This is a genomic window from Parasedimentitalea nitratireducens, from assembly GCF_057444295.1.
Map to the genome: position 1 here is coordinate 198,487 of NZ_JBYAXC010000005.1, position 24,943 is coordinate 223,429.

Genomic DNA, 24,943 nt, shown 5'->3' on the forward strand with positions numbered 1-24,943 from the left:
GAATAAAAATGGCAGGCAAGAAGATCAACCCGACATTGAAGATGGCGCTGGAATTTGGCCCCATCGTTCTGTTTTTCCTTGGCTATCTCAAGTTCAAGGATGAGATTTTTCTGATCAGCGGCACGGAATACAAAGGCTTTATCGTCATAACGGCGGCGTTTATTCCGCTGATGGTGGCGTCCTCGATCGCGCTGTGGAAACTGACCGGCCATATCTCAAAAATGCAGATCCTGACCTTGGTGCTGGTGATCCTGTTTGGCGGCATGTCGGTCTGGTTCAATGACGAACGTTTCTTCAAAATGAAGCCAACAATGATTTACATGCTGTTTGGCGGATTGCTGGGCATTGGCCTGCTGCGCGGGCGCAGCTACCTGAAGGTGGTGATGGAAGAGGTGATGCCGCTGGAAGATGAAGGCTGGATGATGCTGACCCGCCGCATGTGTGTTTTCCTGTTTGCTCTGGCTGTGGCGAACGAGCTGATCTGGCGCACCCAAAGCACCGAAACCTGGGTGTATTTCAAAACCTTTGGCCTATCGATTGCGATGTTTGGCTTCTTTATGAGCCAGGCCGGGCTGTTCCAGAAGTACGGCATAGAAGACGAAGAAGAAGAGGCCTGAGCCTTTTGAGCATCGAATAAATGCCATTTTGAGCCTGTTGCGCGAGCAGCAGGCACGCGTCCGCCCGCCCCTCGGCGGGCGCGTTCGGCACCCACCCGGGCGCACGCTCAGTACATTTGTTGAATGGTCGGCGCAGATTACCCAAACAGATCTTCTTGCACCCAGGTATCTGACCGATCACCTCGCAGTTCCGCACAAAGTGCGCGGCCAGCCCGGACGCCGGGGCGCTGCCAGACCTCTTGCAACCAACGGTCCAGATGCGGTTTGTCGTCCAGAGTTTGTTCTTGCCCTTCCCACAGCGAGGCCCAGGGCCAGATCGCCATGTCGGCGATGGTGTAATCCTCACCGGTGACAAAGCGATTGTCGGCCAGTTGTCGGTCTAGCACGCCGTACAGGCGGGCGACTTCGGAGCGATAGCGGTCTTTGGCATAGGGCAGGTCTTCGCCTGCGTATTTCAGGAAGTGATGCGCCTGACCGGCCATGGGGCCAACGCCGCCCATTTGCCACATCAGCCATTGTTCGACCTGCAACCGGCTACGTTCGTCCTTGCCATAGAACTGTCCGGTTTTACGGGCCAGATACATCAGGATCGCGCCGCTTTCGAACAGCGAGACCGGTTCGCCATCGGGGCCGCTGGGGTCGGTGATGGCGGGCATGCGGTTGTTTGGGGCGATTTTCAGGAAATCAGGCGCAAACTGGTCGCCCGCGCCAATGTTGATCTTGTTCAGCTCATAGGGCAGGCCCATTTCCTCGAGCGCGATCGAGACTTTCCAGCCGTTTGGGGTTGGCCAGTAATAGAGCTGGATTGGGTCCTGCATGCGGGTGCCTCCTGTTGGTTGCCTAAATCTTGGGCAATTTCGTCGCAAGCACAAGAGGGCAGGCGCCTGTGATCTTGACCTTATCCCACAATCATCGTATGCGCGGGGCATAGATATCGTGGCGATTTGTTACCGGATTGCGGGCCACGTTAAACACACCCGCTAAAGAGGTCAGGATGTAAGGGACCCCCTTTTCGCTTGGCCGAATTGGGGTTTTTTTATTGCGCGATGGGCGCAGGAGGACATGTGATGAGTGACAGCTGGAACAAGGCCACCAAGATGGTGCATGGCGGCACACGCCGCAGCCAGTACAACGAGGTGAGCGAAGCGATTTTCCTCACCCAGGGCTTTGTCTATGACAGCGCTGAACAGGCCGAGGCCCGGTTTATCGAAACTGGCCCGGATGAGTTCATTTATGCCCGTTATGGCAACCCAACCGTGGCCATGTTCGAGGAACGCATTGCGGCGCTGGAAGGCGCCGAAGATGCTTTTGCCGCGGCATCCGGTATGGCGGCTGTCAATGGCGCGCTGACTTCGATCCTGAAGGCGGGTGACCACGTAGTGTCGGCCAAGGCGCTGTTTGGCTCCTGTCTGTATATTCTGGAAAGTGTTCTGGCGGGCTTTGGCGTTGAAGTGACCTTTGTGGATGGTACCGATTTGGACCAGTGGCGCGCGGCTGTGCGGCCCGAGACCAAGGCGGTTTTCTTTGAATCCATGTCCAACCCGACGCTCGAGGTGATCGACGTGGCCGCCGTGGCCGAGATTGCCCATAGCGTGGGCGCGACTGTGATCGTCGATAACGTGTTCTCGACCCCGGTGTTTTCCAATGCAATCGAGCAAGGCGCTGATGTGGTGGTTTATTCAGCTACCAAGCACATCGACGGGCAAGGGCGCGCGCTGGGTGGTGTGGTGCTGGGCACCAAGGAGTTTATCCGTGGCCCACTTGAGACCTATATGAAACACACTGGCGGCTCGCTGAGCCCGTTTAACGCCTGGGTGATGCTGAAGGGGCTGGAGACCATTTCGCTGCGGGTGAATGCACAGGCTGAAACGGCTCTGAAGATTGCCTCCGCACTGGACGGCCACGCGGCGCTGGAGCGTACGATTTATCCCGGTCTGCCCACCCATGCCCAAAACGCGCTGGTGCAGCGGCAGTTGGGTGGCAAAGGCGGCACGGTGTTGTCGCTGGACCTAAAAGGCGGCAAGGAGGCTGCGTTTAAGTTCCTGAACGCGCTGACCATTCCGGTGATTTCCAACAATCTGGGCGACGCCAAATCTATCGCCACTCATCCGGCCACCACCACCCACCAGCGTTTGCCCGAAGAGCTGAAGGCCGAGCTGGGCATCACCCCCGGTTTGGTGCGGTTCTCGGTTGGGCTGGAAGATGCGGAGGATCTGATTGGTGACCTGAAACAGGCGCTTGAAGTGGCGCAGGGCTAGGCGACGCCGGGCTTTTCGCGACAGCACAGATCGCCGGGTTTGGTTCGGGTTCTGAGATGAACATTGCAAAGAGCGTTTTGGTGCTAATGCCAGAACGCTCTTTTCTGTTGAGCGTCAGATAAAATTTGCTGTTTCGTGATTAGGTGACGCAACCGTTACGAACCGGGTGTTTTCTTCGTAGCCGCGAATGTTAGCTTTGTGCCCACTTTGACCAAATAAAGCACCTTGTGATAAGGTCCGCTTTTTGACGCAGCAAATCCCCCTTAGGGGCTTTATGAACATGACCGACTTCAATCCACAAACCCATGTTGTGCTTTCAGATGATGAATTGGCATTTCAAACCGACTCCGCCAGTTGGCGGTACGGCCCTACTTTCGATGTCCGCTTTTTTTTCAACCATTCGCTCGATTTTACTGATTTCGAGACTGCATTGCTGAATGAACCGCTTCGTATTGTTGACCCGAGAATCGACACACCGGGCCGAGTGCTCCTTCGTCACGAGCTATGGCCAAATTGCGTTGGTGCGCGGTACTATGACTTTCAGAGACCTAATCGTCGCGAGCCGACAATCCTGTTCTACCCGAAACAGTATAAAACTATATTGGATGGAATGTATTTTTCCCGCGGTCGTCGCGAGGACATTTGTAAGTTCTTGAATCCAATCGTTGCCCTCGCGCGCCGCATCAAAACGGCTTGCGACGCTCATGAAGTTATGCTGTTCACGCAGGATTTTTACCCAAGAAAGAGCCCCGAAACTGAGATCTTTCCTGGTGTGTTTCTTGCCGAACCGATATTCGAAGCAGTGAGATAACTGGCATCGGAACTCGAAAGCGGTTGCCGACAGGCCTCTAGAAAGCTTTCGATCATTGATCGGTATCGGTTGCCACAAATTGAGCGCACCTTTGGGCAAAGCCTAGTCAGAGAAACACAGCTTATTCCCATCCAAGTCTCGGACATAAGCCGAGTAGCGTGGGCCGCGTTGGTTGGGGTTGCCTTCGCAGGTGCCGCCCAGGTCTAGGGCCAGTTTGTGTAGCCGGATGACCTCGGGCTGGGTGCCGACACAGAAGCCGACCATGGTGCCGTTGCCGACGGTGGCGGGGTTGGTGTCAAAGGGGATCGCGGTGGCAAAGGCGAAGTCTTCGCCGATCCAGTAGGTCATGCGATCAGACGGTGACAGGCTTTGCAGGCCGGACTGGGCAAAGAGCGCGTCGTAGAAGGATTTGGCGGCGGTCATGTCGTTTGTGCCAACGGTAAAGTAGTTCATTTTCATGTATTTAGATCCTGTGTACCGCGCAGGTCGGCGGGGTTGAGGGGGAGGAGAACCTCGGTTTCCTCGTCACTCATATTGATAAATATGACATTTTATGTCCTATTTGTTGCATGACACGGACACATGCAGGCGACAGGCTACGGCGGATGGAATTGCTGGCGGTTCAGCTCAAGCAGGATAGCCATTGCACGGTCAAAGATCTGGCGCAGGCACACGGGGTTAGCGCGCGGACCATATCGCGGGATCTGGCGCTGATGCGCGAGCAGGGGATGCAGATTGACGCCGACCGCGGGCGTGGTGGGGGCGTGCGGCTGGAGCGGAACTGGGGTGTTGGGCGGCTGAACCTGGACTACGGCGAGGCGGTTGATCTGTTGATCAGCATTGCGGTGGCCGAGCAGATGAACTCGCCCATGTTTCTGGCCAGCCTTGGGTCGGTGCGGCGGCAATTGGAGGCGTCGTTTTCGCCACAAAAGCGCAACAAGGTGAACCAGTTGAAAGCGCGCATACTGATTGGCGTGACCGCGTCGACCTATGTTCAGGCTGGGGTTAGCACGCCGCCAAAGCGGGTTGTGCAGGCATTACACCAGGGCTTTATCGATCAGGAAATGTTGGAAATTCGATACCAGCGCGAGGATGGCGAAGTCTCAGAGCGGCAGATCGCGCCGCATTATCTGCTGCTGAAATACCCGGTTTGGTATGTGGTAGCCTATGATGAGCTGAGGCAGGGGCCCAGAACCTTCCGCTGTGATCGGATTTTGGCGGCGGCCAAGACAGGGACGCATTTTAAACTGTTGCCCAAGGCGGCGTTCCACCCCTCGATCAAGGATGATGATTTAACGGTCGCCGGGTAGGACTGGTTTGGGCTGTCACTGGTCAAATTACAGATCCTCAATCCGCTGTGGCGCGCTTAGCACGATGGGATCGTTCGGCGTGCCGTCATTTTGATCCGCATGTTCCCTGAAAACGGGAGTATGCGCCGGGAGGATGGTTTCATCTTGGGCGGTGTCTATGAAGATATGCTTGGAGTTCTCGGGGGTGATCTTTACCCAGTTCGGATCATCGAGGGTGCCCCGGTATAGCCCAACCGCACCGTCAAAACGTTCAAAGGTTTGAAATAGCTTGGTGCCGCAGGTGTCGCAGAAATTGATGTGGATCTGTTTGCCGCTGCTCGCAGACACATAAGTGTATTGCTTGGGTGTGCCTTGGGTCACCGCAAAGTCAGAGGCGCTGAGCGCGGGTTGCACCATATAGGCGGCACCCGTTGCGCGCTGGCAGAAAGTGCAGTGGCACATGGTTGTTCTGTCGGGCTGTTTTGACACCTCGTACCGGACCTGGTTACACAGGCATCCGCCTTGCATTTTGGACATGATGGCTCCTTGTGAAATCTCTTGATTTGAACAGGGTATCCGTACCTTAAGAGGCCGCAGGATTTTGGATAGGCGTTTGAAATGTAATTATTTTGAACATACTTGTAATGCGCGTAAAGGCGAAGTGATATTGCGCGTTCATTTGGAGTGAAAAGTGATTTTGACTAACGTAAAGAGCTGTTGGGCATTCCTGAGGATGATTTTCCTGGAAGGAATGCTGCACCGAACCGAAAGTGGAGAGAAGCTTGGTTTTTTCACAAGGCGTGGTACCGGCTCAAACCATATGTTTGCGGGGATCACCGGTACGCTGATTGGAACGGTCTGGTTCGCGCAGCGCGCTCATTTTGAGCTCGACGCAATGGCAACAACGTCAGAGGTTATCGAGGTCAGCCGGGAACTCACCAGTGACAGAGAAGCAGTTTACCAACTGACGCTTCGATGGATTGATCAGGATGGTCATACGCAGGTGACCGTGCCGAAGGTGAAAGCCAACTATTATAACGTTCCTGTTGGAACGGAGCTGGACATTAAGTATGATCCAAACGATCCGGCAGATGTGCGTGTTGAGACTGAGGACGGGCCTTGGTATCTACCACGTCTGATACTGATTAGTGCTATCGTAAGCTTTTTCATTGGGCGGGTGATACGAGGGCGGCCTTGAATTGGGGCATAACGCCTTGGAAGAGTGAGTTGCCCCGGGAAAGAGTTGCTGTGGGCTGCGCCTTTTGTGGCTTTGAACGCCAGCACAACGGCTGTTTTCAATGCCAAGCTGCCGCATTTGGTGGTTCACTTTTGTATTTCTGGCGTTAAAGCCCTACAAGAGAGATCTATGGCTCTGTTGCACCCGGCATCGCGAAGGAAACGTGCTGATGAATATTCATGCCCCCAACTCTGACGCATCGCCAGATCGTGAGGCCGCCGAAGAGGCGCTGGCTGTCCTGCGCAATTGGGCGGCAAGTGCAACGGTGACGGAGATTGCACAGCTGGACCCAGCCGTGGCGCGGCTGTTGCCGGGGCAGGAGTTGAACAATTATCCTGACCTGTCGCGTGAGTATCCTGCAGATTTCAAATCGGATGAGGCCTATCGCGCCACACTGCCGGATTTGCAAAATGGTCCGGCGAGCCTGATCCGGGGCGCGCGGCAACAAATCCAACATGTGGGCATTTCCAATTTTCGCCTGCCGATCCGGTTTCACACCCGAGATGGGGGTGATCTGACGCTGGAGACCTCGATTACTGGCACGGTCAGCCTGGAGGGCGAGAAGAAGGGCATCAACATGTCCCGGATCATGCGGACCTTCTATAAACATGCCGAGCGCACCTTTAGTTTCGAAGTGATGGCGGCTGCCGTGGATGACTATCTGAGCGATCTGGACAGCCCCGATGCGCGCATTCAGATGCGGTTTTCGTTCCCGGCCAAAGTTGAAAGCCTGCGATCAGGCCTGACCGGGTATCAGTATTACGATATTGCGCTGGAGCTTGTTGATCATGACGGCATCCGCGAAGAGATCATTCATCTGGATTATGTTTACTCCTCGACCTGTCCCTGTTCGCTGGAATTGAGCGAGCATGCGCGGTCAGCCCGAGGCCAGTTGGCGACTCCACACTCGCAGCGTTCGGTGGCGCGGATTTCGGTGCAGGTAAAGCAGGGGGCCGATTGCCTGTGGTTTGAGGATCTGATTGATCACTGCCGCAAGGCGGTACCGACTGAAACCCAGGTGATGGTGAAGCGCGAAGATGAACAGGCCTTTGCCGAGCTGAACGCCGCCAACCCGATCTTTGTCGAAGACGCGGCGCGTTTGTTTTGTGAGGCCTTGCAAAGCGACGGACGTATAGCCGATTTTCGGGTGTTGGCCAGCCATCAAGAAAGCCTGCACAGCCATGATGCGGTGAGCGTATTGACCAGTGGTGAGACCTTTGTGGCGCGCAGTTTTGACCCCAAACTGTTTTCAACTCTGATCCATCAGGGGTGATCTGCCGGGCCTGTTTCGGCACCTGTAAGTGACTTCAATTTAACACAGCGTTTGATGTCTGGTTCCTGGGCTCCGCCCGTTCGCGCCTCAAGCCCTCTCCCAGAGGGTTTGCCGCTGCGCGGACCGGCGCGAACTCCCGCCCGTCGGCGGTCTCTGGTCAGAGACACCCTCCCGTTGGGCGTGGCACCGCGCATAGCGCGGTGCCACGCCCAACCCTGCAAGGGGATCGGCGAAAGCCGATGGTCCGCGCAAGGGGCGGGAGCTCTTGTGATAGCACTGTCTTTGGCTTGACACTTGCGGCTGCGGAGGCCAACGCTGCGCGTCATGTTGGATATACGCCCTATTGGATATGTGATTGGCCTGCTGGTCTCCATTTTGGGAGCAACCATGTTGCTGCCGCTGCTGATCGACCTGTTTGATGGACAGGGCGAGTGGCCGGTATTCCTGCAAAGTGCTGTGTTCACGGTATTGGCGGGCGGCGTGATTGCGCTGAGCTGTGCCAATGGGGTGAAACAGGGGCTGACCATTCAGCAAACCTTCTTGTTGACCTCTGGTGTTTGGTTGGCATTGCCCTTGTTTGGGGCTTTGCCGTTTGCGCTGGGCGAAACCGAGCTGCGGTTTGTGGATGCGTTTTTTGAGGCGATGTCGGGGCTGACCACAACCGGGTCCACCGTGATTTCGGGACTGGATGAGCTGCCACGTGGAATTTTGTTGTGGCGCGGGATACTGCAGTGGCTGGGTGGCATTGGTATCATTGTTGTTGCGATGGTTTTCTTGCCTGAACTGCGGGTGGGGGGCATGCAGATCTTCCGGTCCGAAGGGTTTGATACCTTTGGTAAAATCTTGCCGCGCGCCACCGAGATTTCATCCAGGATTTCAGTTGTGTATGTGAGCCTGACGGTGATCTGCGCGCTGGCTTATGTGGCGACCGGGATGCAGGCTTTTGATGCGGTAGTACATGCAATGACCACCATTGCGACGGGCGGTTTTGCCAATTACGACGCCTCGTTTGGGGCGTTTACTGGCCAGGCTGAATATGTGGCTGTGGTGTTTATGCTGCTGGCAGCGCTGCCGTTTGTCCGTTTTGTGCAGTTGACCGCTGGTCATGCGCAGCCGCTGTTACGCGATAGCCAGATCAGGGTTTTCTTTGCCACCGCGTTGGTGCTGGTTTTAGTTCTGACGTTGTGGAACATGACCCGGATCACCAACACCGAGGTGGGGTTTCGCGAAACTCTGTTTAATACCGTATCCCTGATGACAGGCACCGGCTATGCCAGCACTGACTACATGGCCTGGGGCGGCTTTGCCGTGACCGTGCTGTTCTTCACTGGCCTTATCGGGGGGTGCGCGGGATCAACGGCTTGTTCGATCAAGATCTTCCGGTATCAGCTGCTGTTTGCCTCTATCCGGGCGCAGATTTACCGCATCCGTTCCCCGCATGGGGTGTTCACGCCGCGCTATGCCGGGCGGGCAATTGGTAATGATGTTCTGAGCTCGGTGATCTCGTTCTTTGTGTTTTTCATCGTCACGATTGGCGTCGTCGCCTGGGGTTTGGCGCTGACAGGGCTGGATTTCACCACTGCCGTATCCGGTGCGGCCACGTCGGTGGCCAATATCGGCCCCGGTCTGGGCAGCACAATTGGCCCGGCGGGCAACTTTGCCAGCCTGAATGACACCGCCAAGTGGATCCTGATTGCAGCCATGCTGATTGGCCGATTGGAACTGCTGGCGGTCTATGTCCTTTTTACCATCCGCTTCTGGAGAGCTTGATATGACACGACCCTTGGGTGTGCAAATTTCTCAGATGTTGAGCGACCATGGGGTCGAGGTGATTTTTGGTGTGCCGGGTGTGCATAACCAAGAGCTGTACCGCGGCATCGAGGAGGCCGGGATCCGCCATGTGCTGGCGCGGCACGAGCAGGGCGCGGGGTTCATGGCCGATGGCTATGCGCGGGCCACAGGGCAGCCTGGGGTAGCCTATGTGATCACCGGGCCGGGGCTGACCAATATCATGACCCCGATGGGGCAGGGCTATGCGGATTCGGTGCCGATGCTGGTGATCTCATCCGGCTTGGACGAGACGGGCGCCCGGCGCGGGCAGTTACACCAGATGAAGGATCAGGTTGGGGCTGGCGCTGCGGTGGCCGACTGGTCCCAAGAGGCGCGCAGTGCGGATGCGGCCTATGGGCTGATTGAGCGTGCTTTTGATGAGTTTGAGACGCGTCGGCCACGCCCCAAGCATATTCAGGTGCCGGTTGCTCAGTTGATGGCTGAGGCTGAGCCACCCTTGCCGCCGAACATACCTGCGCAGCGGGTGGAGGCCAGCAAGGAAGCGGTGGCCTCGGTTGTGTCCTTGTTGAATATCGCGCGCCGTCCGCTGTTCATTTTGGGCGGTGGGGCGACTGGGGTTTTGTGGCGGGATGTTCTGGAGCCTTTGGGAGTTGCGACATTCACTACCAGTGCTGGACGGGGCGCAGTGGGCGATAGCTACGCTTTGGATTTTGGCAGTTATCTGGCCCGCGAAGACAGTGCCGAGATCATTGGATCAGCGGATCTGGTAGTGGCAATTGGCACTGAGCTGTCCGAGGTGGACCTGTGGCGCAAGCGTTTGGGACATACGTCGACGCTGGTGCGGGTGGATCTGGACAGCGAGGTCCTAACAGACGCGCAGCGCGCCATGATCAAGCTGGACTGCGATGCCGAGAGCTTTGCCCGGGCGCTGTGGGAGGCGGCCAAGGATCAGCCCCCGGCAACTGGTTGGAGTGCGCAAGAGGTGGTTGAAGCCAAGGCGCGCTGGCAGGCGGAGGTGGACGCGGTGCGACCCGGTGTTTTGCCTGTTGTCGAGGCGCTGCGGGAAGCGGTGCCGCTGGATGCGATGATTTATTCGGACATGACCCAGCTTTCCTATGTTGCCAAACAGATCTGGCAGATGAGCCGGCCGGGACACTGGCACCATCCTAGTGGTTTTGGCTGCTTGGGCTATGCGCTGCCAGCGGCCATTGGTGGTGCGGTTGCGCGGCGCGGCTCTCCAACATTGGCCATCGCAGGTGACTATGGCTTTCAGTACACTCTGCAAGAGCTGGGCATTGCGGTCGAACTGGGGCTGAGCCTGCCGATTATCCTGTGGGACAATGGCAAACTGAAAGAGATCGAAGACAGCATGACCCGCGCCCAGATCGCGCCTTTTGCGGTTGAAGCGCGTAATCCGGATTTCTGCAAGCTGGCCGAGGCCTATGGGGCAGGGGCCGTGGCGCCTAAATCATTGTCGGAGATGCAAGAGGCGGTAAAAGCAGCGTTCCATGCACAAGGGCCAACCCTGATCCATGTGACACCAGAGGTTCTGGAAGGGTGATGAGTGGTGCGTGCAAGCACGCACCCTACACTGAGAGCACCCGGTGGGATGCCGGGTGATCTGTTGGAGCTGTTACTTGTTGTCCAGCAGTGAATTTGGGATTTCAAACCGTTCTTCGGGGGTGATGTGAACGATGGTGGTGTTTGCCAGACGTTTGGACCCCAGCGAACCGGTGCTGTCGGTCGAGGTGATCGCACCCTCGGTCACATACAGGTAACGCACTTGGCCGCCGGGCAGCATGACCCGCAAAGTGACAGTCCCATCATCTTTGGGCAGGATCTCGATCGGGCAATCCGCGTAGGGTTGGCCATCCTGGGCGGCACAGGGCACGTGACCAATGGAGCGGGTGCCATCGGTGCCTGCGATATTTGCGCCGCTGGCTAAGGCGGACAGGGGTAGAAGGGTGGCACCAGCCAGCAAGGTAAAAAATCGCATGAAAATCCCTTTCTCGGATAACTATTTATCGAACTTTTGCACTCGCGCGCCGACGCTGTAAACCCAAGGAATGTGGCAGCACAGGCAGCGGCGCTTGGTCGCGACCAATCAGGTGCTCTTGCTCTTGGCTCGGGGCTCGCTTATGAGGCGGGAGATCAAAAACCGCGAGCGCACGGAGACACTCCCATATGCCGGTACTTGTGATGAAATTCGGCGGCACATCTGTCGCCAACCTGGACCGCATCAAGCGCGCTGCAAAACGCGTTGGTGTTGAAGTGGCCAAGGGCTATGACGTGATTGTCATCGTCTCGGCGATGTCCGGTAAAACCAACGAGCTGGTGGGCTGGGTTGAAGAAACCTCGCCGCTGTTTGACGCCCGCGAGTATGATGCAGTTGTCTCATCTGGCGAGGCGGTGACGGCTGGCTTGATGGCACTGACGCTGCAAGAGATGGATGTTCCGGCACGCAGCTGGCAGGGGTGGCAGGTGCCGCTTCAGACCACCAGTGCCCACAGTCAGGCCCGGATCGAAGAGATCGGCACTGACAACATCACCCAGAAGTTTGGTGAAGGCATGAAGGTGGCGGTGGTTGCCGGTTTCCAAGGGGTGAGCCCCGAAGGCCGTATTACCACATTGGGTCGCGGTGGATCGGATACCACGGCGGTGGCCTTTGCTGCGGCATTTGAGGCCGAGCGCTGTGATATCTACACCGATGTCGACGGCATCTATACAACTGATCCACGGATCTGTGAGAAGGCCCGCAAGCTGGACAAGATCTCGTTTGAGGAAATGTTGGAGCTGGCGTCGCTGGGAGCCAAGGTTCTGCAGACCCGCTCGGTTGAGCTGGCGATGCGATTTAAGGTTAAACTACGTGTTCTAAGCAGCTTTGAAGAACAATGCGATGAGGCGGGCACGCTGGTCTGTGCCGAGGAGGAAATCATGGAATCCAATGCAGTAGCCGGTGTGGCCTATTCCCGCGACGAAGCCAAGCTGACCCTGTTGTCGGTGGCAGATCGCCCGGGCATTGCGGCCATCATCTTTAACTCGTTGTCCGAGGGCGGCGTGAACGTTGACATGATCGTGCAGAACATCTCGGAAGATGGGCGCACTGACATGACATTCAGCTGCCCAACCGATCAGGTGGCGCGGGCTGAGCAAGCCCTGCTGGGCACCAAGGATGCTGGCGAGTTGAACTATGCCGAGCTGGTGGCTGACAAGGATGTCGCCAAGGTGTCGGTTGTTGGGATTGGCATGCGCTCGCAGTCTGGTGTTGCCGCCAAGATGTTCAAGGTGCTGTCGGATGAAGGCATCAATATCAAGGTGATCACCACATCCGAGATCAAAATTTCCGTGCTGGTTGATCGGAAATACATGGAACTTGCGGTCCAAGCACTGCATGATGCATTTGATCTGGACAAGGTTGCCTGAATACCTCTGGCAACCTGACACCAAAATGCGTGAACAGGGGCCATGTCGGACGGTACTGAATCTGAGAGCCGCAAGCTGCTGGGGCGGCTGCGCGAGGCAATGGCTGGCGATGACGCTGGCCAGGCCCGTCTTAACAAAATTACCCATCTGATTGCAGATAGCATGGGCACCGAAGTGTGCTCGGTCTATCTGTTTCGCGATGATGAGACGCTGGAACTCTGCGCCACCGAAGGTCTGAATACAGAATCGGTACACCAGACACGGATGCGCATGGGCGAAGGTCTGGTTGGGCGGGTCGCCAAGTACGGCAAGATCGTCAACACCGCTGATGCGCCCAACGCTAAGGGCTTTCGCTATATGCCGGAAACTGGCGAAGAGCGGTTCTCGTCGTTTCTGGGTATTCCTGTTCAGCGACTAGGCGAGAAGCTTGGGGTTTTGGTGGTTCAGTCCAAAGAAGCCCGAGAGTTTTCCGCCGACGAGGTTTACGGCCTGGAAGTGGTGGCCATGGTCATTGCTGAGATGACTGAACTGGGGGCCTTTGTTGGCGAAGGGGCAGCCCTGTCGCCGTTGCACCAGCAATCTGTCCTGATGCATGGAACCACGGCGCAGGAAGGCGCGGCCGAGGGGCATGTCTGGCTGCATGAGCCCCGTGTTGTCATTACCAACCCTATTGCCGACGATCCACACCGCGAGAGCGAGCGCCTGCACGAGGCGGTGGAGGAACTGCGGGTGGGCGTCGATAAGATGCTCGAGATGTCGATGGATGGCGACAAAGAGCAGATGCAGGTGATGGAAGCCTATCGCATGTTTGCCAATTCCAAGGGCTGGATGCGGCGCATGGAAGAGGACATCGCCCGTGGCTTGAGCGCAGAAGCTGCTGTTGAGAAAGAACAATCGCAGGCACGCGCCCGGATGGGGCAGGTGCAGGATGCCTATCTGCGCGAACGGTTAAGTGATCTGGATGACCTGTCTAACCGGTTGTTGCGCATTCTGACAGGGCAGGGGAGCACATCGAGCACTGACTTGCCTGCTGATCCAATCTTGATTGCCCGCAATATCGGCCCCGGTGATCTGCTGGAATACGGCCGCAGCCTGCGTGGTGTGGTGTTGGAAGAAGGATCAGTTGGTAGCCATGCAGCGATTGTAGCGCGTGCCCTTGCGATACCTTTGGTTGTGAATGTTGATCGGATCACCAACGAGGCGCTGAACGGTGACCATATCATGGTTGATGGTGAGCAGGGGGTGGTTCACCTGCGCCCTGAAGACACTGTCTCCGGCGCATTTCGTGACAAGATTGCGATGCAGGCCGAGGCACAGGAAAGATACACATCGATCCGGGACATGCCAGCGGTTACCAAGGATGGCAAAACCGTCAATATGATGATGAACGCGGGGCTGATGGCAGATTTGCCGTCGTTAGAAAGCTCGGGCGCCGAAGGTGTTGGGCTGTTCCGGACCGAGTTACAGTTTCTGGTGCGTAACAAGATGCCCAAACGGCTGGAACTGGTTGAGCTATACAAACGCGTTCTGGACGCCGGTCATGGTAAGAGGGTGGTGTTTCGCACGCTGGATATCGGGTCGGACAAGGTGCTGCCCTATATGAAGCCCACGGACGAACCAAACCCAGCCTTGGGGTGGCGTGCGATCCGTGTGGGGCTGGACAAGCCCGGCGTCATGCGAATGCAGCTGCAGGCGCTGATGCGTGCGGCGGATGGTCGACCTTTGACTGTGATGTTCCCGTTTATCGCGCAGTTCGAGGAATACCGGGCCGCGCGTGCCGAGGTTGAGAAAACCCTGGAGCGCGAACGAAAGCTGGGCCACCCGTTGCCGGAAACCCTGGATGTGGGGGCCATGCTGGAAACGCCCTCGTTGGCCTTTGCGCCGCAAAAGTTTTTCGAAGAAGTTGGGTTTCTGTCGATTGGCGGCAATGATCTGAAACAGTTCTTTTTTGCGGCGGATCGTGAGAATGAACGGGTCCGTAAACGGTATGATACGCTGAACGTCAGCTTCCTGAGTTTGATTGAGCGGATTGTTGAGCGTTGCCAATCCACCAATACACCGCTGAGCTTTTGTGGCGAAGATGCGGGGCGCCCGATCGAGGCGGTTTGTTTGGCGGCAATTGGGATCCGCACATTGTCGATGCGACCGGCCTCGATCGGTCCGGTGAAATCACTGCTGATGCGTGTTGATCTGGATGCCTTGCGTAAGATCATCACCGATGCGCGGCATCGCGGCGAGCAGTCTGTGCGGCCGGCAGTGATGAGCTATCTACGCGATCTTTGAGGAAATTCGGGAGACGAACTACACCAGCTTGCTTTGACGTGTGCTGGTGTCTTTCTGCGAGTGCGAGATTGGCCTGATTTGTGGCGAATAACGGGTGGGTTGGGGGTGCGTTGATGTGCATGCATTGCACTAATGGATCCATAATTGGCGCGAATATGGGTAAATTGCTATGAAAGTTTCAGTTTTACGACCATTTGTGATTTTTGGGAAATTCCAGCAGAATTAGAGTGAATTTGCCGAGTAGCGGTGAAAATCAGGTATCCAACTAAAGAATATTCCTCAGTTCATGGCATGATCAAACTATCCGCAAGTACTTGGTAAGTTAATAACATCATATATGCCTGTTTAGCATTTGTTTTTTAACGAATTATTAAGGTTATCCTCGGGCCAAATTTTAACTTGTTTCCGGTTCACGCTGCGATTTTTTCAAATTTGAGAACCGCAGCAGCATAAGATAACGCGTTGATTATAAATAATTTTAGAGACCTTGTTCTTTAAGCTTATTTATGGCTGCGAGCCTTGTTTGAGGCGGAGATCCAGACCTGGAGATCAGATGCGGACAGACAAATATTAGAATGTCTATCTAGCTTGTTGATTAATAAGTAATAAACAGAAATGCTTGCGGAAAATTTGATCAAGCGCAAAGGTGACTTTACCGTTTGAAAGGATAGTCCATAGGCAGGGATAAATGCTTCTATTGGCGTGTTTTTTTTGTTGTTTCTGCAACTGCATGGGTGCGGTCATTTCTGGGGGGGCGTCGCTGCGGGAATTTCATTTTACACTTGAAGCTTTAAGCTTGAAATTTATTTTCGGTGACCTATCGTGATGGTGAGAAAGCCGTTTGCATGGAGTGTGGTTGATGAAGATCGTTTGTCTTGGAGGAGGACCCGCGGGTCTATACTTTGCAATCTCGATGAAGTTGCGACAACCCGAGGCAGAAGTGACTGTAGTTGAACGCAACAAACCGGATGATACTTTTGGCTGGGGCGTTGTCTTGTCAGACGATGCATTGGACAACCTGACCTCAAATGATCCTGTGAGCGCAGAACAGATCCGTCAGAATTTTGCCTACTGGGATGACATCGCCGTTATTCACAAGGGGCAGCGCACCGTTTCGGGTGGCCACGGCTTTGCCGGGATTGGACGGCGCAGTATGTTATTGATTTTGCAGCAACGAGCGCACGACCTGGGCGTGGATCTGAAGTTTGAAACCGTGGCTAAACCCGCTTCTCAATACCAGGACGAATACGATTTGGTGGTCGGGTGTGATGGGTTGAACTCGGCTGTTCGAGCAGAGTTTACCGATAAGTTCATACCCAACATCGATGTCCGCCCCTGCAAGTTCCTATGGCTTGGAACTCATCAAAAATTCGATGATGCCTTTACCTTTATCTTCGAGAAAACAAAGCATGGATGGGTCTGGATCCATGCCTATCAGTTTGATGATGATACCGCGACGGTGATTGTCGAGTGTTCTGCCGAAACCTGGGAGGCCTGGGGTTTTGAGGCGATGTCCAAAGAGGAGACCATTCGAACATGCGAGCAGATTTTCGCAGAACATTTGGACGGCCACACGTTGATTTCGAACGCAGGCCATTTGCGTGGGTCTGCTATTTGGATCAATTTCCCCAGGGTTCTTTGTGAGTCCTGGCATCATGAGAATATTGTTCTGCTGGGCGATGCCTCGGCAACGGCGCATTTTTCTATCGGATCTGGCACGCGGTTGGCCTTTGACAGCGCCATTGCGCTAGCGGAATTTGTCAGTTCCGAACCCAACTTGCCGCAAGCCTTTGATCGCTACCAAGAAGAGCGACGATTGGATGTGCTGCGCCTGCAATCAGCGGCGCGCAATTCATTAGAGTGGTTTGAAGACGTGGAACGATATCTTGATATGGATCCTGTTCAGTTCAATTATTCCCTGCTGACCCGATCGCAGCGCATCAGCCATGAGAATCTAAGATTGCGCGATGCCAAATGGCTGGCGTCAGCCGAGGCCTGGTTTCAGGCTCAGGCGGGTGTTCCTGTGACTGCGCCGGTGCGCGCGCCAATGTTTGCCCCTTACAAACTGCGTGAGATGGAGTTGGCAAACCGGATCGTTGTTTCGCCAATGGCGCAATACAAAGCCATGCATGGCTGCCCGACGGATTGGCATTTGATTCACTATGCAGAGCGTGCAAAGGGCGGGGCCGGGTTGGTCTATACCGAGATGACCTGTGTAAGCCCCGGGGGGCGGATTACACCGGGGTGTACCGGCCTGTACTCACTAGAGCATGAAGTGGCTTGGAGACGCGTGACAGATTTTGTTCACGCGGAAACCTCAGCCAAAATCTGTTGCCAGATTGGTCATTCCGGGCGCAAAGGCTCGACCCAGTTGGGGTGGGACGAGATGGATGCGCAGTTGTCAGATGACAACTGGGATTTGGTGTCAGCATCGGCCATCGCATGGTCACCTGACAACGCGACCCCACGAGAGATTACGCGAGCTGAAATGGATGAGATCCGCGAGCAGTTTGTTGCCTCGGCTCAAATGGCAGAGCGTGCTGGGTTTGATATGATCGAGCTGCATGCCGCACATGGGTATTTGATTTCCTCGTTCATTTCACCGCTGTCTAATCAGCGAACGGATGAATACGGTGGGAACCTGGACAATCGCATGCGGTATCCGCTTGAAGTGTTCCGGGCGATGCGGGCTGTTTGGCCTGTGGATAAACCCATGTCGGTACGTATTTCCGCAAGTGATTGGGTTGGACAAGGTGGAGTGACACCGGAAGATGCCATAGAAATTGCTGCGAAGTTCAGCGCAGAGGGTGCGGATATTATTGACGTCTCTGCAGGTCAAACATCTGTCGATGCTAACCCGGTTTATGGCCGAATGTTCCAGACACCGTTTTCAGACCAAATTCGTAACACGGCAAAACTATCCACAATGGCTGTGGGTAACATTTACGAGGCGGATCATGTCAATTCGATCCTGATGGCGGGGCGGGCTGACCTTGTTTGTATCGGAAGACCACATTTGGCGGACCCTTACTGGACGTTGCACGAGGCTGCCAAAATTGGGGATCGCCAACAAGATTGGCCTTTGCCATATCATGCCGGGCGCGATCAAACTTGGCGCTTGGCCGACCGCGAAGCGGAGGTGATCCGCGCATGACCGTGGCAGGTAAGCATGTGGTTATTTCAGGTGGTGGGTCCGGTGTTGGAGCTGAAATGGCTGCGAGGTTCATTGAGGCAGAGGCCAAGGTAACCATTCTAGGGCGGCGGGCTGAAGCCTTGGATGAAGTGGCGCAGAAGATAGGCGCATTGCCGGTGTCCTGTGACGTGACGGATCGCGCTGGCTTGGATGCTGGGCTGAAAGTTGCTGTGGACCGAAATGGACCAATTGAGATTGCGATTGCCAATGCGGGTGCAGCGCCAAGTGCAGCGTTTGAAAAGACCTCTCCAGAGGAGTTTGAGAGCACGCTAGCAGTGAATCTAACAGGGGTGTTCAACCTTTGGCAGGCCTGTGTGCCAGCTATGAAAACGCAAAGCTGGGGGCGGCTTATTGCGGTTTCTTCAACTGCTGGCTTGAAGGGTTACCCCTATGTGGCGGGCTACTGCGCGGCAAAACATGGGGTAATTGGGCTGACCCGCGCATTGGGTGTTGAACTGGCCAGGACCGGCGTAACGGTGAATGCAATTTGTCCCGGATTTGTTGACACGCCTATGTTGCAAAACTCCATCGACAATATTGCCGCCAAGACCGGACGAAGCCCGGAAGAGGCGGCAAAGTCTTTGCTGGTGGGCAATCCCCAACGACGCTTTATTCAACCGGCTGAGGTCGCCGAAATGGCGCTTTGGCTGGCAAGCGATGCGGCCCAATCGGTGAACGGTGCTGCATTGCCTATTTCAGGAGGTGAGATTTGAACGTGGAAACCCCGATCGAAACTAATGGATCAAAAGACCGGCTGCGGCTGTGGCTACGGGTGCTAAAGGCAACCCGCGCAGTTGAGAGCGAAGTGCGTGAAAAGCTGCGTATTGAGTTTGCGACAACATTGCCAAGGTTTGACGTGATGGCGGCGCTGACACAACACCAAGATGGCTTGAAAATGAGTGAGTTATCTTCGGTTCTGAAAGTGTCAAATGGCAATGTGACCGGGATTGTTGACCGGCTTGCCGAGGATGGATTTGTCATTCGTGAACAGGTTCCGGGGGATCGGCGGGCGAGCCTGGTCAAGATGACCGACAAGGGAAATGTCGAGTTTGCGGCCCAGGCGACGCATCATGAGACTTGGATAAATGCGATGTTTTCTGATGTCTCTGGGGAAGACGCGGTGCAGATTTCTAACATTCTGGACGCTGTAGCCCGACAGCTGGACAGTAAGGGGGAGTGAAATGGTCAACACGGAAACCAAACATTTTCTGTGCAGTGTACAGACCGGTATAGCCACGATTTCACTGGATCATCCCGAGCGAAAGAACCCGCTTAGTTTCGATAGCTATGCGGAGTTGCGAGACTGGTTTCGCGACCTTGTTTATTGCGATGAAATCAAAGCCGTTGTGTTTGCCCCAAATGGTGGCAATTTCAGTTCTGGCGGGGACGTACATGACATTATCGGCCCGCTGACCAAGATGAGCATGAAGGAACTGCTGGATTTTACCCGGATGACGGGGGATCTGGTGAAGGCCATGGTCAATTGCGGGAAACCGGTGATTGCTGTTGTGGATGGCGTCTGTGTTGGGGCTGGCGCGATAATTGCCATGGCGTCGGATCTGCGGATTGCCACGCCCGAGGCCAAGACGGCGTTTTTGTTCACACGGGTTGGATTGGCAGGCTGCGACATGGGAGCCTGTGCGATCCTGCCGCGTATAATCGGGCAGGGGCGCGCGGCGGAGTTACTGTATACTGGTCGGTCTATGACCGCTGAAGAAGGCGCGAACTGGGGGTTTTACAACAAACTGACCGGATCAGACGAGTTGTTGGAGGAGGCTCAGAAATGGGCCGCACGTATCGCCGCGGGGCCAAACTTTGGGCATATGATGACCAAGACCATGTTGGCGCAGGAATGGTCGATGTCGATTGAGCAGGCGATAGAAGCCGAAGCGCAGGCGCAGGCCATTTGTATGCAGACCGCGGATTTTGAACGCGCGTACAAAGCCTTTGTGAACAAAGAAAAGCCGCTGTTTGAAGGGGATTGAGGAATGGTGCGTGCAAGCATGCACCCTACGCAAGAGCCAAGAGTAAAGTTTGAGTGCCGAACTGGTGTGGCCCTTGGAGGGCGTGTTTGGTCGAGAAAGAGTTGAGGGAGGCATCAGATGTCGGATCAAACGTTTTTAAGCTGGCCGTTTTTCGAGGATCGGCATCGGGTTCTGGCGGAAGAGCTAGAGAGCTGGGCCAAAGAGAGCCTGGGAACCGTAGATCATGGCGATGTGGATGCCAGCTGTCGTAAGCTGGTGGCGGATTTGGGCGCGGCGGGCTGGACGCAGCACACAGGGGCTGCAACTGGTGAGTCATTGGATGTACGCACGCTATGTCTGATCCGCGAGACCTTGGCGCGGCATGACGGGCTGGCGGATTTTGTTTTTGCCATGCAGGGATTGGGGACTGGGGCAATTTCACTGTTTGGCACGGCTGAACAACAGGCACAGTGGTTGCCGCTGACCCGGTCTGGCCAAGCCATTGCGGGGTTTGCTCTGACCGAACCGCAATCTGGGTCGGATGTGGCAAACTCGACGATGACGGCGGTGAAAGATGGCGAACACTATGTGCTGAATGGGGAGAAGACCTGGATTTCCAACGGCGGGATTGCAGATGTCTATACGCTGTTTGCGCGGACAGGTGAGGCACCGGGAGCCAAAGGGTTGAGTGCATTCATTGTGCCAGCGGACCTGCCAGGCCTCGAAGTCGTTGAACGGTTAACTACTATTGCGCCGCACCCGCTGGCGCGGTTGCGCTTTATCGAGTGTCGGGTGCCTGTATCGGCGATGTTGGGCCAGCCCGGCGCGGGCTTCAAGATTGCGATGTCGGTGCTGGATGTGTTCCGCTCAACCGTGGCGGCGGCGGCCTTGGGGTTTGCGCGGCGCGCCTTGGATGAGGCGTTGGGGCGGGTTTCCAGTCGCGAGGTTCAGGGGGCTCCCCTGTTTGAATTGCAGATGGTGCAGGGGCATATCGCCGATATGGCACTGGACGTGGATGCGGCGGCGTTGCTGACTTATCGGGCTGCCTGGGCCAAGGACAGCGGCGCGGCGCGGGTGACGCGCGAGGCGGCGATGGCCAAGTTGTTCTCAACCGATCAGGCGCAGCAGGTGATTGACCGGGCGGTGCAATTGCACGGTGGCGATGGCGTGCGCAGTGGTCAGAAGGTTGAGGAATTGTATCGCGATATCCGCGCTTTACGTATTTACGAAGGGGCGTCTGATGTGCAGCGCGTGGTGATCGCGCGGCAGGCGATGTCTGCTTATTTAGGAGGGAAATGATGTTAGGTCCGACGGCGCATAGTGATACATTTTCCCGAGACAACTTACCGCCAGAGGCGCAATGGCCCGAGATCCTGCTGGAGGGGTTTGATTATCCCGAGCGGTTGAATGCCGGGGTGGAGCTGACCGATGCCATGGTGGGTAAGGGGTTTGGAGATCATACGGCGCTGATCGGCAATGGGCGGCGGCGTACCTATAAGGAACTGTCGGACTGGACCAACCGGATTGCCCATGTACTGGTCGAGGATCTGGGCGTTGAACCGGGTAATCGGGTGTTGATCCGGTCGGCGAATAACCCGGCGATGGTGGCCTGTTGGCTGGCGGCAACCAAGGTTGGGGCGGTGGTGGTCAATACCATGCCGATGCTGCGGGCAGGGGAGCTGTCAGCGATTGTTGACAAGGCCGAGATCAGCCATGCGCTGTGTGACACCCGGTTGTTGGAGGAGTTGGAGACCTGTGCCAAGGGATCGAAGTTCCTGAAGTCTGTGACTGGTTTTGACGGGACCGAAAACCACAATGCTGATCTGGATCACATGGCGCTGGAAAAGCCAGTGACATTTGATGCGGTAGAAACCGGGCGCGATGACGTGGCCTTGCTTGGCTTTACCTCGGGGACCACGGGATCGCCCAAGGCGACGATGCATTTTCACCGCGATCTATTGATCATTGCCGATGGATACGCACGCGAAGTGTTGGATGTTCAACCCGAGGATGTCTTTGTCGGTTCGCCGCCTTTGGCGTTCACATTCGGGCTGGGGGGATTGGCGATCTTTCCGTTGCGGTTTGGGGCTGCTGCGACTCTGCTCGAGGATGCCTCTCCCCCAAACCTGATCGAGATCATCGAAAAATATAAGGCCACGGTCTGTTTTACCGCACCTACAGCCTATCGAGTGATGTTGCGGGCGATGGATGAAGGTGCGGATCTGTCATCCTTGCGAGCGGCAGTGTCGGCCGGAGAGACCCTGCCAGCGCCGGTCTATGACGAGTGGATGGAGAAGACGGGTAAGCCGATGCTGGATGGGATCGGCGCAACCGAAATGTTGCATATCTTTATCACCAATCGCTTTTCGGATCACCGCCCGGCCTGCACGGGTAAGCCAGTGAAGGGCTATCAAGTCAAGATCTTGGATCAGGATGGCAACGAGGCAAATCCGGGTGAGGTGGGACGATTGGCGGTCAAGGGGCCAACGGGTTGCCGGTATTTGGCCGATGATCGCCAGGGCAGTTATGTGCGAGATGGCTGGAATATCACCGGCGACAGTTTCCGCATGGATGAAGATGGCTATCTGCATTTCGCCGCTCGCAATGACGATATGATCATCTCGTCGGGCTATAACATTGCTGGACCCGAGGTAGAGGCCGCACTGTTGGCGCACCCGATGGTCGAGGAATGTGCTGTTGTTGGCACACCTGACGAGGCCCGCGGAGAAATTGTGCAGGCGCATGTGGTGCTGGCCGCCGAGGCCGTGCCCGACGACGCCACGGTCAAGCTGTTGCAGGACCATGTAAAAAGCGTGATTGCACCTTATAAGTATCCGCGCTCTGTGGTGTTTATCTCAGCGCTGCCAAAGACTTCGACAGGCAAGATTCAACGGTTCCGGCTTAAGAGCTAGGGCGAATATGTCACAGGTTTGTGAGCTGATTGCCCCTGCGGCAAGCCGCCGCTTGTAAGGGTGCATATTGGTTAATATCAATTTACGAGTTACTAGGCCATTTGCCTGCGTGTTGTCAGTGGTCCGAGGATGTCAGTGCATGCCCGGGCAGTGGTTCTGTTTCTTTCTGGTTTTTTTGTAATCGAAACGTGCAAACGCCAGAAGGAAATGACACGCGCCATGAATCTACTTGTTCGAGAAGACTTGGAAGATCTGCAACAGCAGAGCTCTTTTCAGTTATCGCGACAGATCAATGGCGTGTCTCTTGTTGCATGCGCTGGTGTGAACAGAGATTGGCTGGGCCTTGCTCCGTTGATGGGAGCTTGCTGTTCCGAATTGTCGTTTGAAACTCCGACCTGCGACATGGCTCCGGGTGCTACTGTTGGTGGCCCGCCGCAAAGCGACGGGTCGTATTTTCGCAAAAGCAGTGGCGGCACCTTGCTGGCTGGCGGTGTTCCCTCGCTGGGGGGGATTTTCCAAGTGTTTCAACACGCCCGGTCGCTGGCGATTGAAACTGGATTGTATACCGAAACCGATGACGTGGATGTTCTGACGTCGCCTCAGGCACGTGCGGTGTTTGCCAATCATGTGATAAGTGTCGCAGCATCAAGCAACGTTGGATTGGCTGTTGGGCTGGCGGCGCGGGCGCTTGGGTTTATGACCGAAGTGCATTTTTCTGCAGCGACCGCGCAGTGGAAGATTGATGTATTGCGTAAGCAGGGTGCTATTGTGGCCAGCCACCGCGGGAACTTTCAGGATGCCGTTGCAGTTGTTCGCGCGCAGGCTCAGGCAGATCCGATGGGGTATCATGTCGATGACACGCGGCAGGATCTTCTGAATTCGGGTTACAGTGCAATGGCTTTTGAGTTGCAGGCGCAGTTGGCTCAGCAGGGCGTGCAAATTACCAGAAGCAACCCGCTACATCTGCATTTCTCTAAGCAAAGTAAGAGTGGCCAATCTCCGTTTTCTTTGGAGATGGCAATGCGCCGAGTTTTTGGAAACCATGTCCAGTGTACATTCGATGCCGTCGGCCAGGTGGACGCTGCACTGGGGCTTGTCGCCGGAAGCTATCAGGGTGACAAATTTTCACCTGCCCTGGTTGGTGGTGAAATTAGCGATAGTGCAACCCGTGTGGTCTGGATTGTCTAATTCCGATGAGCGCGCGCCTTAACTCGCTGCAGTTTTTAGGTGAACCTTGTATGAATTCTTGATGTGATCTTGCGCTGCTTGTTCGGCCTCGGCTGGGTCGCGGGCGCGGATGGCGTCGATGATGCGCTTGTGTTCCTGATAGAGCTGCGCAGGGCGGTCATCGGGGATGTGATGGGCACCGCGCAAAAGTGCCATCGAGTCAGAAATGGCCTCGACTGTTTTGAGCAAGAACCGGTTTTGGCCTGCGTGGTAGATGGCGTAGTGCAGTTCCCAATTGATCTGGTTTAACAGCCGCTTGTCTTTCATTGCGTCTTTGCTGCGTTCCAGGATCTCTTCCATCATTTCGATTTCAGGTTCCGATGCATGCTGGGCGGCAAACCCGGCTGCGATGCCTTCGAGCCGTTGGCGTAGCGCGTATAATTCGGCCACCTCCTGACGGTTCAACTCGGCAACCACTGCGCCGCGTTGAGGCTCGATTGTCACCCGGCCTTCGGATTGCAAACGCCGGATGGCTTCGCGCACCGGGGTGCGTGACACATTCAGCGCCTTGGCGACCGAGGCTTCCTTGATCCGTTCACCAGGGTGAAATTTGCCATCCCGGATTGAGGCCAACAGTTCCTGATAAACGGCGTCAGCGCGGGATGGGGCACTGTCTGATGATTCGATTTCGACCAAGGTTTTGCCCCCTTCAGTTGGATCACTCT

Annotated in this window: 22 protein-coding genes and 1 riboswitch; of the genes, 17 read left to right on the forward strand and 5 right to left on the reverse strand. The window is 55.8% G+C overall.

The window, feature by feature from the left end; genetic code table 11:
• Positions 1-8 precede the first annotated feature (8 nt).
• Positions 9-617 carry an inner membrane-spanning protein YciB gene (locus AC2T28_RS16455; RefSeq protein WP_486749719.1) on the forward strand — a complete coding sequence of 203 codons (609 nt, stop codon included), beginning with the start codon at positions 9-11 and terminating at the stop codon, positions 615-617.
• A gap of 137 nt (positions 618-754) precedes the next feature.
• On the opposite strand, the gene AC2T28_RS16460 is transcribed toward AC2T28_RS16455, so the two are convergent.
• The gene (locus tag AC2T28_RS16460) at positions 755-1,435 is read right to left on the reverse strand and encodes a glutathione S-transferase N-terminal domain-containing protein (protein WP_486749720.1); all 681 of its coding nucleotides are present in this window, start codon (positions 1,433-1,435) and stop codon (positions 755-757) included.
• A gap of 108 nt (positions 1,436-1,543) precedes the next feature.
• Positions 1,544-1,622: riboswitch (SAM riboswitch) on the forward strand.
• 62 nt (positions 1,623-1,684) lie between these two features.
• Between AC2T28_RS16460 and metZ the strand changes: the two genes are divergently transcribed.
• Complete coding sequence (gene metZ, locus AC2T28_RS16465) at positions 1,685-2,875, forward strand: O-succinylhomoserine sulfhydrylase (protein WP_486749721.1); 1,191 nt, start codon at positions 1,685-1,687, stop codon at positions 2,873-2,875.
• Positions 2,876-3,155: 280 nt separating this feature from the next.
• Complete coding sequence (locus tag AC2T28_RS16470; protein ID WP_486749722.1) at positions 3,156-3,686, forward strand: hypothetical protein; 531 nt, start codon at positions 3,156-3,158, stop codon at positions 3,684-3,686.
• Between the two features lie 102 nt (positions 3,687-3,788).
• Here the strand turns inward: AC2T28_RS16470 and AC2T28_RS16475 are convergent, their stop codons facing one another.
• Entirely contained in the window at positions 3,789-4,145 is a 357-nt protein-coding gene (locus AC2T28_RS16475) for a VOC family protein (protein WP_486749723.1), read from the reverse strand.
• Positions 4,146-4,255: 110 nt separating this feature from the next.
• On the opposite strand from AC2T28_RS16475, the gene AC2T28_RS16480 reads away from it, so the two are divergent.
• The gene (locus tag AC2T28_RS16480) at positions 4,256-4,996 is read left to right on the forward strand and encodes a helix-turn-helix transcriptional regulator (protein ID WP_486749724.1); all 741 of its coding nucleotides are present in this window, start codon (positions 4,256-4,258) and stop codon (positions 4,994-4,996) included.
• Between the two features lie 27 nt (positions 4,997-5,023).
• Here the strand turns inward: AC2T28_RS16480 and AC2T28_RS16485 are convergent, their stop codons facing one another.
• Positions 5,024-5,512: a GFA family protein gene (locus tag AC2T28_RS16485; RefSeq protein WP_486749725.1), complete on the reverse strand. Its 489-nt coding sequence runs from the start codon at positions 5,510-5,512 to the stop codon at positions 5,024-5,026.
• Between the two features lie 196 nt (positions 5,513-5,708).
• Between AC2T28_RS16485 and AC2T28_RS16490 the strand changes: the two genes are divergently transcribed.
• The 4 genes from AC2T28_RS16490 to AC2T28_RS16505 all read left to right on the forward strand — a co-directional run bounded on the left by AC2T28_RS16490 (position 5,709) and on the right by AC2T28_RS16505 (position 10,837).
• Positions 5,709-6,173: a DUF3592 domain-containing protein gene (locus AC2T28_RS16490; protein ID WP_486749726.1), complete on the forward strand. Its 465-nt coding sequence runs from the start codon at positions 5,709-5,711 to the stop codon at positions 6,171-6,173.
• Between the two features lie 208 nt (positions 6,174-6,381).
• Positions 6,382-7,485: a GTP cyclohydrolase FolE2 gene (folE2, locus tag AC2T28_RS16495; RefSeq protein ID WP_486749727.1), complete on the forward strand. Its 1,104-nt coding sequence runs from the start codon at positions 6,382-6,384 to the stop codon at positions 7,483-7,485.
• 324 nt (positions 7,486-7,809) lie between these two features.
• Positions 7,810-9,255: a TrkH family potassium uptake protein gene (locus AC2T28_RS16500; protein ID WP_486749728.1), complete on the forward strand. Its 1,446-nt coding sequence runs from the start codon at positions 7,810-7,812 to the stop codon at positions 9,253-9,255.
• A gap of 1 nt (position 9,256) precedes the next feature.
• Entirely contained in the window at positions 9,257-10,837 is a 1,581-nt protein-coding gene (locus AC2T28_RS16505) for a thiamine pyrophosphate-binding protein (RefSeq protein ID WP_486749729.1), read from the forward strand.
• Between the two features lie 72 nt (positions 10,838-10,909).
• Here AC2T28_RS16505 and AC2T28_RS16510 read toward each other — a convergent pair whose 3' ends face one another.
• Positions 10,910-11,272 (reverse strand): hypothetical protein, encoded by a 363-nt coding sequence (locus AC2T28_RS16510; RefSeq protein ID WP_486749730.1) that lies wholly within the window; start codon positions 11,270-11,272, stop codon positions 10,910-10,912.
• A 188-nt stretch (positions 11,273-11,460) separates the two neighbouring features.
• On the opposite strand from AC2T28_RS16510, the gene AC2T28_RS16515 reads away from it, so the two are divergent.
• The 9 genes from AC2T28_RS16515 to AC2T28_RS16555 all read left to right on the forward strand — a co-directional run bounded on the left by AC2T28_RS16515 (position 11,461) and on the right by AC2T28_RS16555 (position 24,239).
• Entirely contained in the window at positions 11,461-12,699 is a 1,239-nt protein-coding gene (locus tag AC2T28_RS16515; protein ID WP_486749731.1) for an aspartate kinase, read from the forward strand.
• 42 nt (positions 12,700-12,741) lie between these two features.
• Complete coding sequence (ptsP, locus tag AC2T28_RS16520) at positions 12,742-14,982, forward strand: phosphoenolpyruvate--protein phosphotransferase (protein WP_486749732.1); 2,241 nt, start codon at positions 12,742-12,744, stop codon at positions 14,980-14,982.
• 859 nt (positions 14,983-15,841) lie between these two features.
• Positions 15,842-18,136: a bifunctional salicylyl-CoA 5-hydroxylase/oxidoreductase gene (locus AC2T28_RS16525; RefSeq protein ID WP_486749733.1), complete on the forward strand. Its 2,295-nt coding sequence runs from the start codon at positions 15,842-15,844 to the stop codon at positions 18,134-18,136.
• A complete protein-coding gene (locus AC2T28_RS16530) occupies positions 18,133-18,888 on the forward strand; it encodes an SDR family NAD(P)-dependent oxidoreductase (RefSeq protein WP_486749734.1) in 756 nt (251 codons plus the stop codon). Before AC2T28_RS16525 ends, AC2T28_RS16530 begins: the two co-directional genes overlap by 4 nt.
• Positions 18,889-18,890: 2 nt before the next feature.
• Positions 18,891-19,355 carry a MarR family winged helix-turn-helix transcriptional regulator gene (locus AC2T28_RS16535; protein WP_486749777.1) on the forward strand — a complete coding sequence of 155 codons (465 nt, stop codon included), beginning with the start codon at positions 18,891-18,893 and terminating at the stop codon, positions 19,353-19,355.
• 1 nt (position 19,356) lies between these two features.
• Positions 19,357-20,160, forward strand: a complete 804-nt coding sequence (locus tag AC2T28_RS16540) for an enoyl-CoA hydratase family protein (RefSeq protein WP_486749735.1) — start codon at positions 19,357-19,359, stop codon at positions 20,158-20,160.
• A 117-nt stretch (positions 20,161-20,277) separates the two neighbouring features.
• On the forward strand, positions 20,278-21,438 hold the full coding sequence (locus AC2T28_RS16545; protein ID WP_486749736.1) for an acyl-CoA dehydrogenase family protein: 1,161 nt from the start codon (positions 20,278-20,280) through the stop codon (positions 21,436-21,438).
• The gene (locus AC2T28_RS16550; RefSeq protein ID WP_486749737.1) at positions 21,438-23,051 is read left to right on the forward strand and encodes an AMP-binding protein; all 1,614 of its coding nucleotides are present in this window, start codon (positions 21,438-21,440) and stop codon (positions 23,049-23,051) included. Before AC2T28_RS16545 ends, AC2T28_RS16550 begins: the two co-directional genes overlap by 1 nt.
• Positions 23,052-23,270: 219 nt before the next feature.
• Positions 23,271-24,239, forward strand: coding sequence for a pyridoxal-phosphate dependent enzyme (locus AC2T28_RS16555; protein ID WP_486749738.1), 969 nt, complete (start codon positions 23,271-23,273; stop codon positions 24,237-24,239).
• Positions 24,240-24,257: 18 nt separating this feature from the next.
• Here the strand turns inward: AC2T28_RS16555 and AC2T28_RS16560 are convergent, their stop codons facing one another.
• Complete coding sequence (locus tag AC2T28_RS16560) at positions 24,258-24,914, reverse strand: GntR family transcriptional regulator (protein WP_486749739.1); 657 nt, start codon at positions 24,912-24,914, stop codon at positions 24,258-24,260.
• Positions 24,915-24,943 lie beyond the last annotated feature (29 nt).

Bases quoted from the DNA above. Each gene is read 5' to 3' on its own strand.
- AC2T28_RS16455 (WP_486749719.1), top strand. From the start codon at position 9: ATGGCAGGCAAGAAGATCAACCCGACATTGAAGATGGCGCTGGAATTT.
- AC2T28_RS16460 (WP_486749720.1), bottom strand. From the start codon at position 1,435: ATGCAGGACCCAATCCAGCTCTATTACTGGCCAACCCCAAACGGCTGG.
- metZ (WP_486749721.1), top strand. From the start codon at position 1,685: ATGAGTGACAGCTGGAACAAGGCCACCAAGATGGTGCATGGCGGCACA.
- AC2T28_RS16470 (WP_486749722.1), top strand. From the start codon at position 3,156: ATGACCGACTTCAATCCACAAACCCATGTTGTGCTTTCAGATGATGAA.
- AC2T28_RS16475 (WP_486749723.1), bottom strand. From the start codon at position 4,145: ATGAAAATGAACTACTTTACCGTTGGCACAAACGACATGACCGCCGCC.
- AC2T28_RS16480 (WP_486749724.1), top strand. From the start codon at position 4,256: ATGACACGGACACATGCAGGCGACAGGCTACGGCGGATGGAATTGCTG.
- AC2T28_RS16485 (WP_486749725.1), bottom strand. From the start codon at position 5,512: ATGTCCAAAATGCAAGGCGGATGCCTGTGTAACCAGGTCCGGTACGAG.
- AC2T28_RS16490 (WP_486749726.1), top strand. From the start codon at position 5,709: ATGATTTTCCTGGAAGGAATGCTGCACCGAACCGAAAGTGGAGAGAAG.
- folE2 (WP_486749727.1), top strand. From the start codon at position 6,382: ATGAATATTCATGCCCCCAACTCTGACGCATCGCCAGATCGTGAGGCC.
- AC2T28_RS16500 (WP_486749728.1), top strand. From the start codon at position 7,810: ATGTTGGATATACGCCCTATTGGATATGTGATTGGCCTGCTGGTCTCC.
- AC2T28_RS16505 (WP_486749729.1), top strand. From the start codon at position 9,257: ATGACACGACCCTTGGGTGTGCAAATTTCTCAGATGTTGAGCGACCAT.
- AC2T28_RS16510 (WP_486749730.1), bottom strand. From the start codon at position 11,272: ATGCGATTTTTTACCTTGCTGGCTGGTGCCACCCTTCTACCCCTGTCC.
- AC2T28_RS16515 (WP_486749731.1), top strand. From the start codon at position 11,461: ATGCCGGTACTTGTGATGAAATTCGGCGGCACATCTGTCGCCAACCTG.
- ptsP (WP_486749732.1), top strand. From the start codon at position 12,742: ATGTCGGACGGTACTGAATCTGAGAGCCGCAAGCTGCTGGGGCGGCTG.
- AC2T28_RS16525 (WP_486749733.1), top strand. From the start codon at position 15,842: ATGAAGATCGTTTGTCTTGGAGGAGGACCCGCGGGTCTATACTTTGCA.
- AC2T28_RS16530 (WP_486749734.1), top strand. From the start codon at position 18,133: ATGACCGTGGCAGGTAAGCATGTGGTTATTTCAGGTGGTGGGTCCGGT.
- AC2T28_RS16540 (WP_486749735.1), top strand. From the start codon at position 19,357: ATGGTCAACACGGAAACCAAACATTTTCTGTGCAGTGTACAGACCGGT.
- AC2T28_RS16545 (WP_486749736.1), top strand. From the start codon at position 20,278: ATGTCGGATCAAACGTTTTTAAGCTGGCCGTTTTTCGAGGATCGGCAT.
- AC2T28_RS16550 (WP_486749737.1), top strand. From the start codon at position 21,438: ATGTTAGGTCCGACGGCGCATAGTGATACATTTTCCCGAGACAACTTA.
- AC2T28_RS16555 (WP_486749738.1), top strand. From the start codon at position 23,271: ATGAATCTACTTGTTCGAGAAGACTTGGAAGATCTGCAACAGCAGAGC.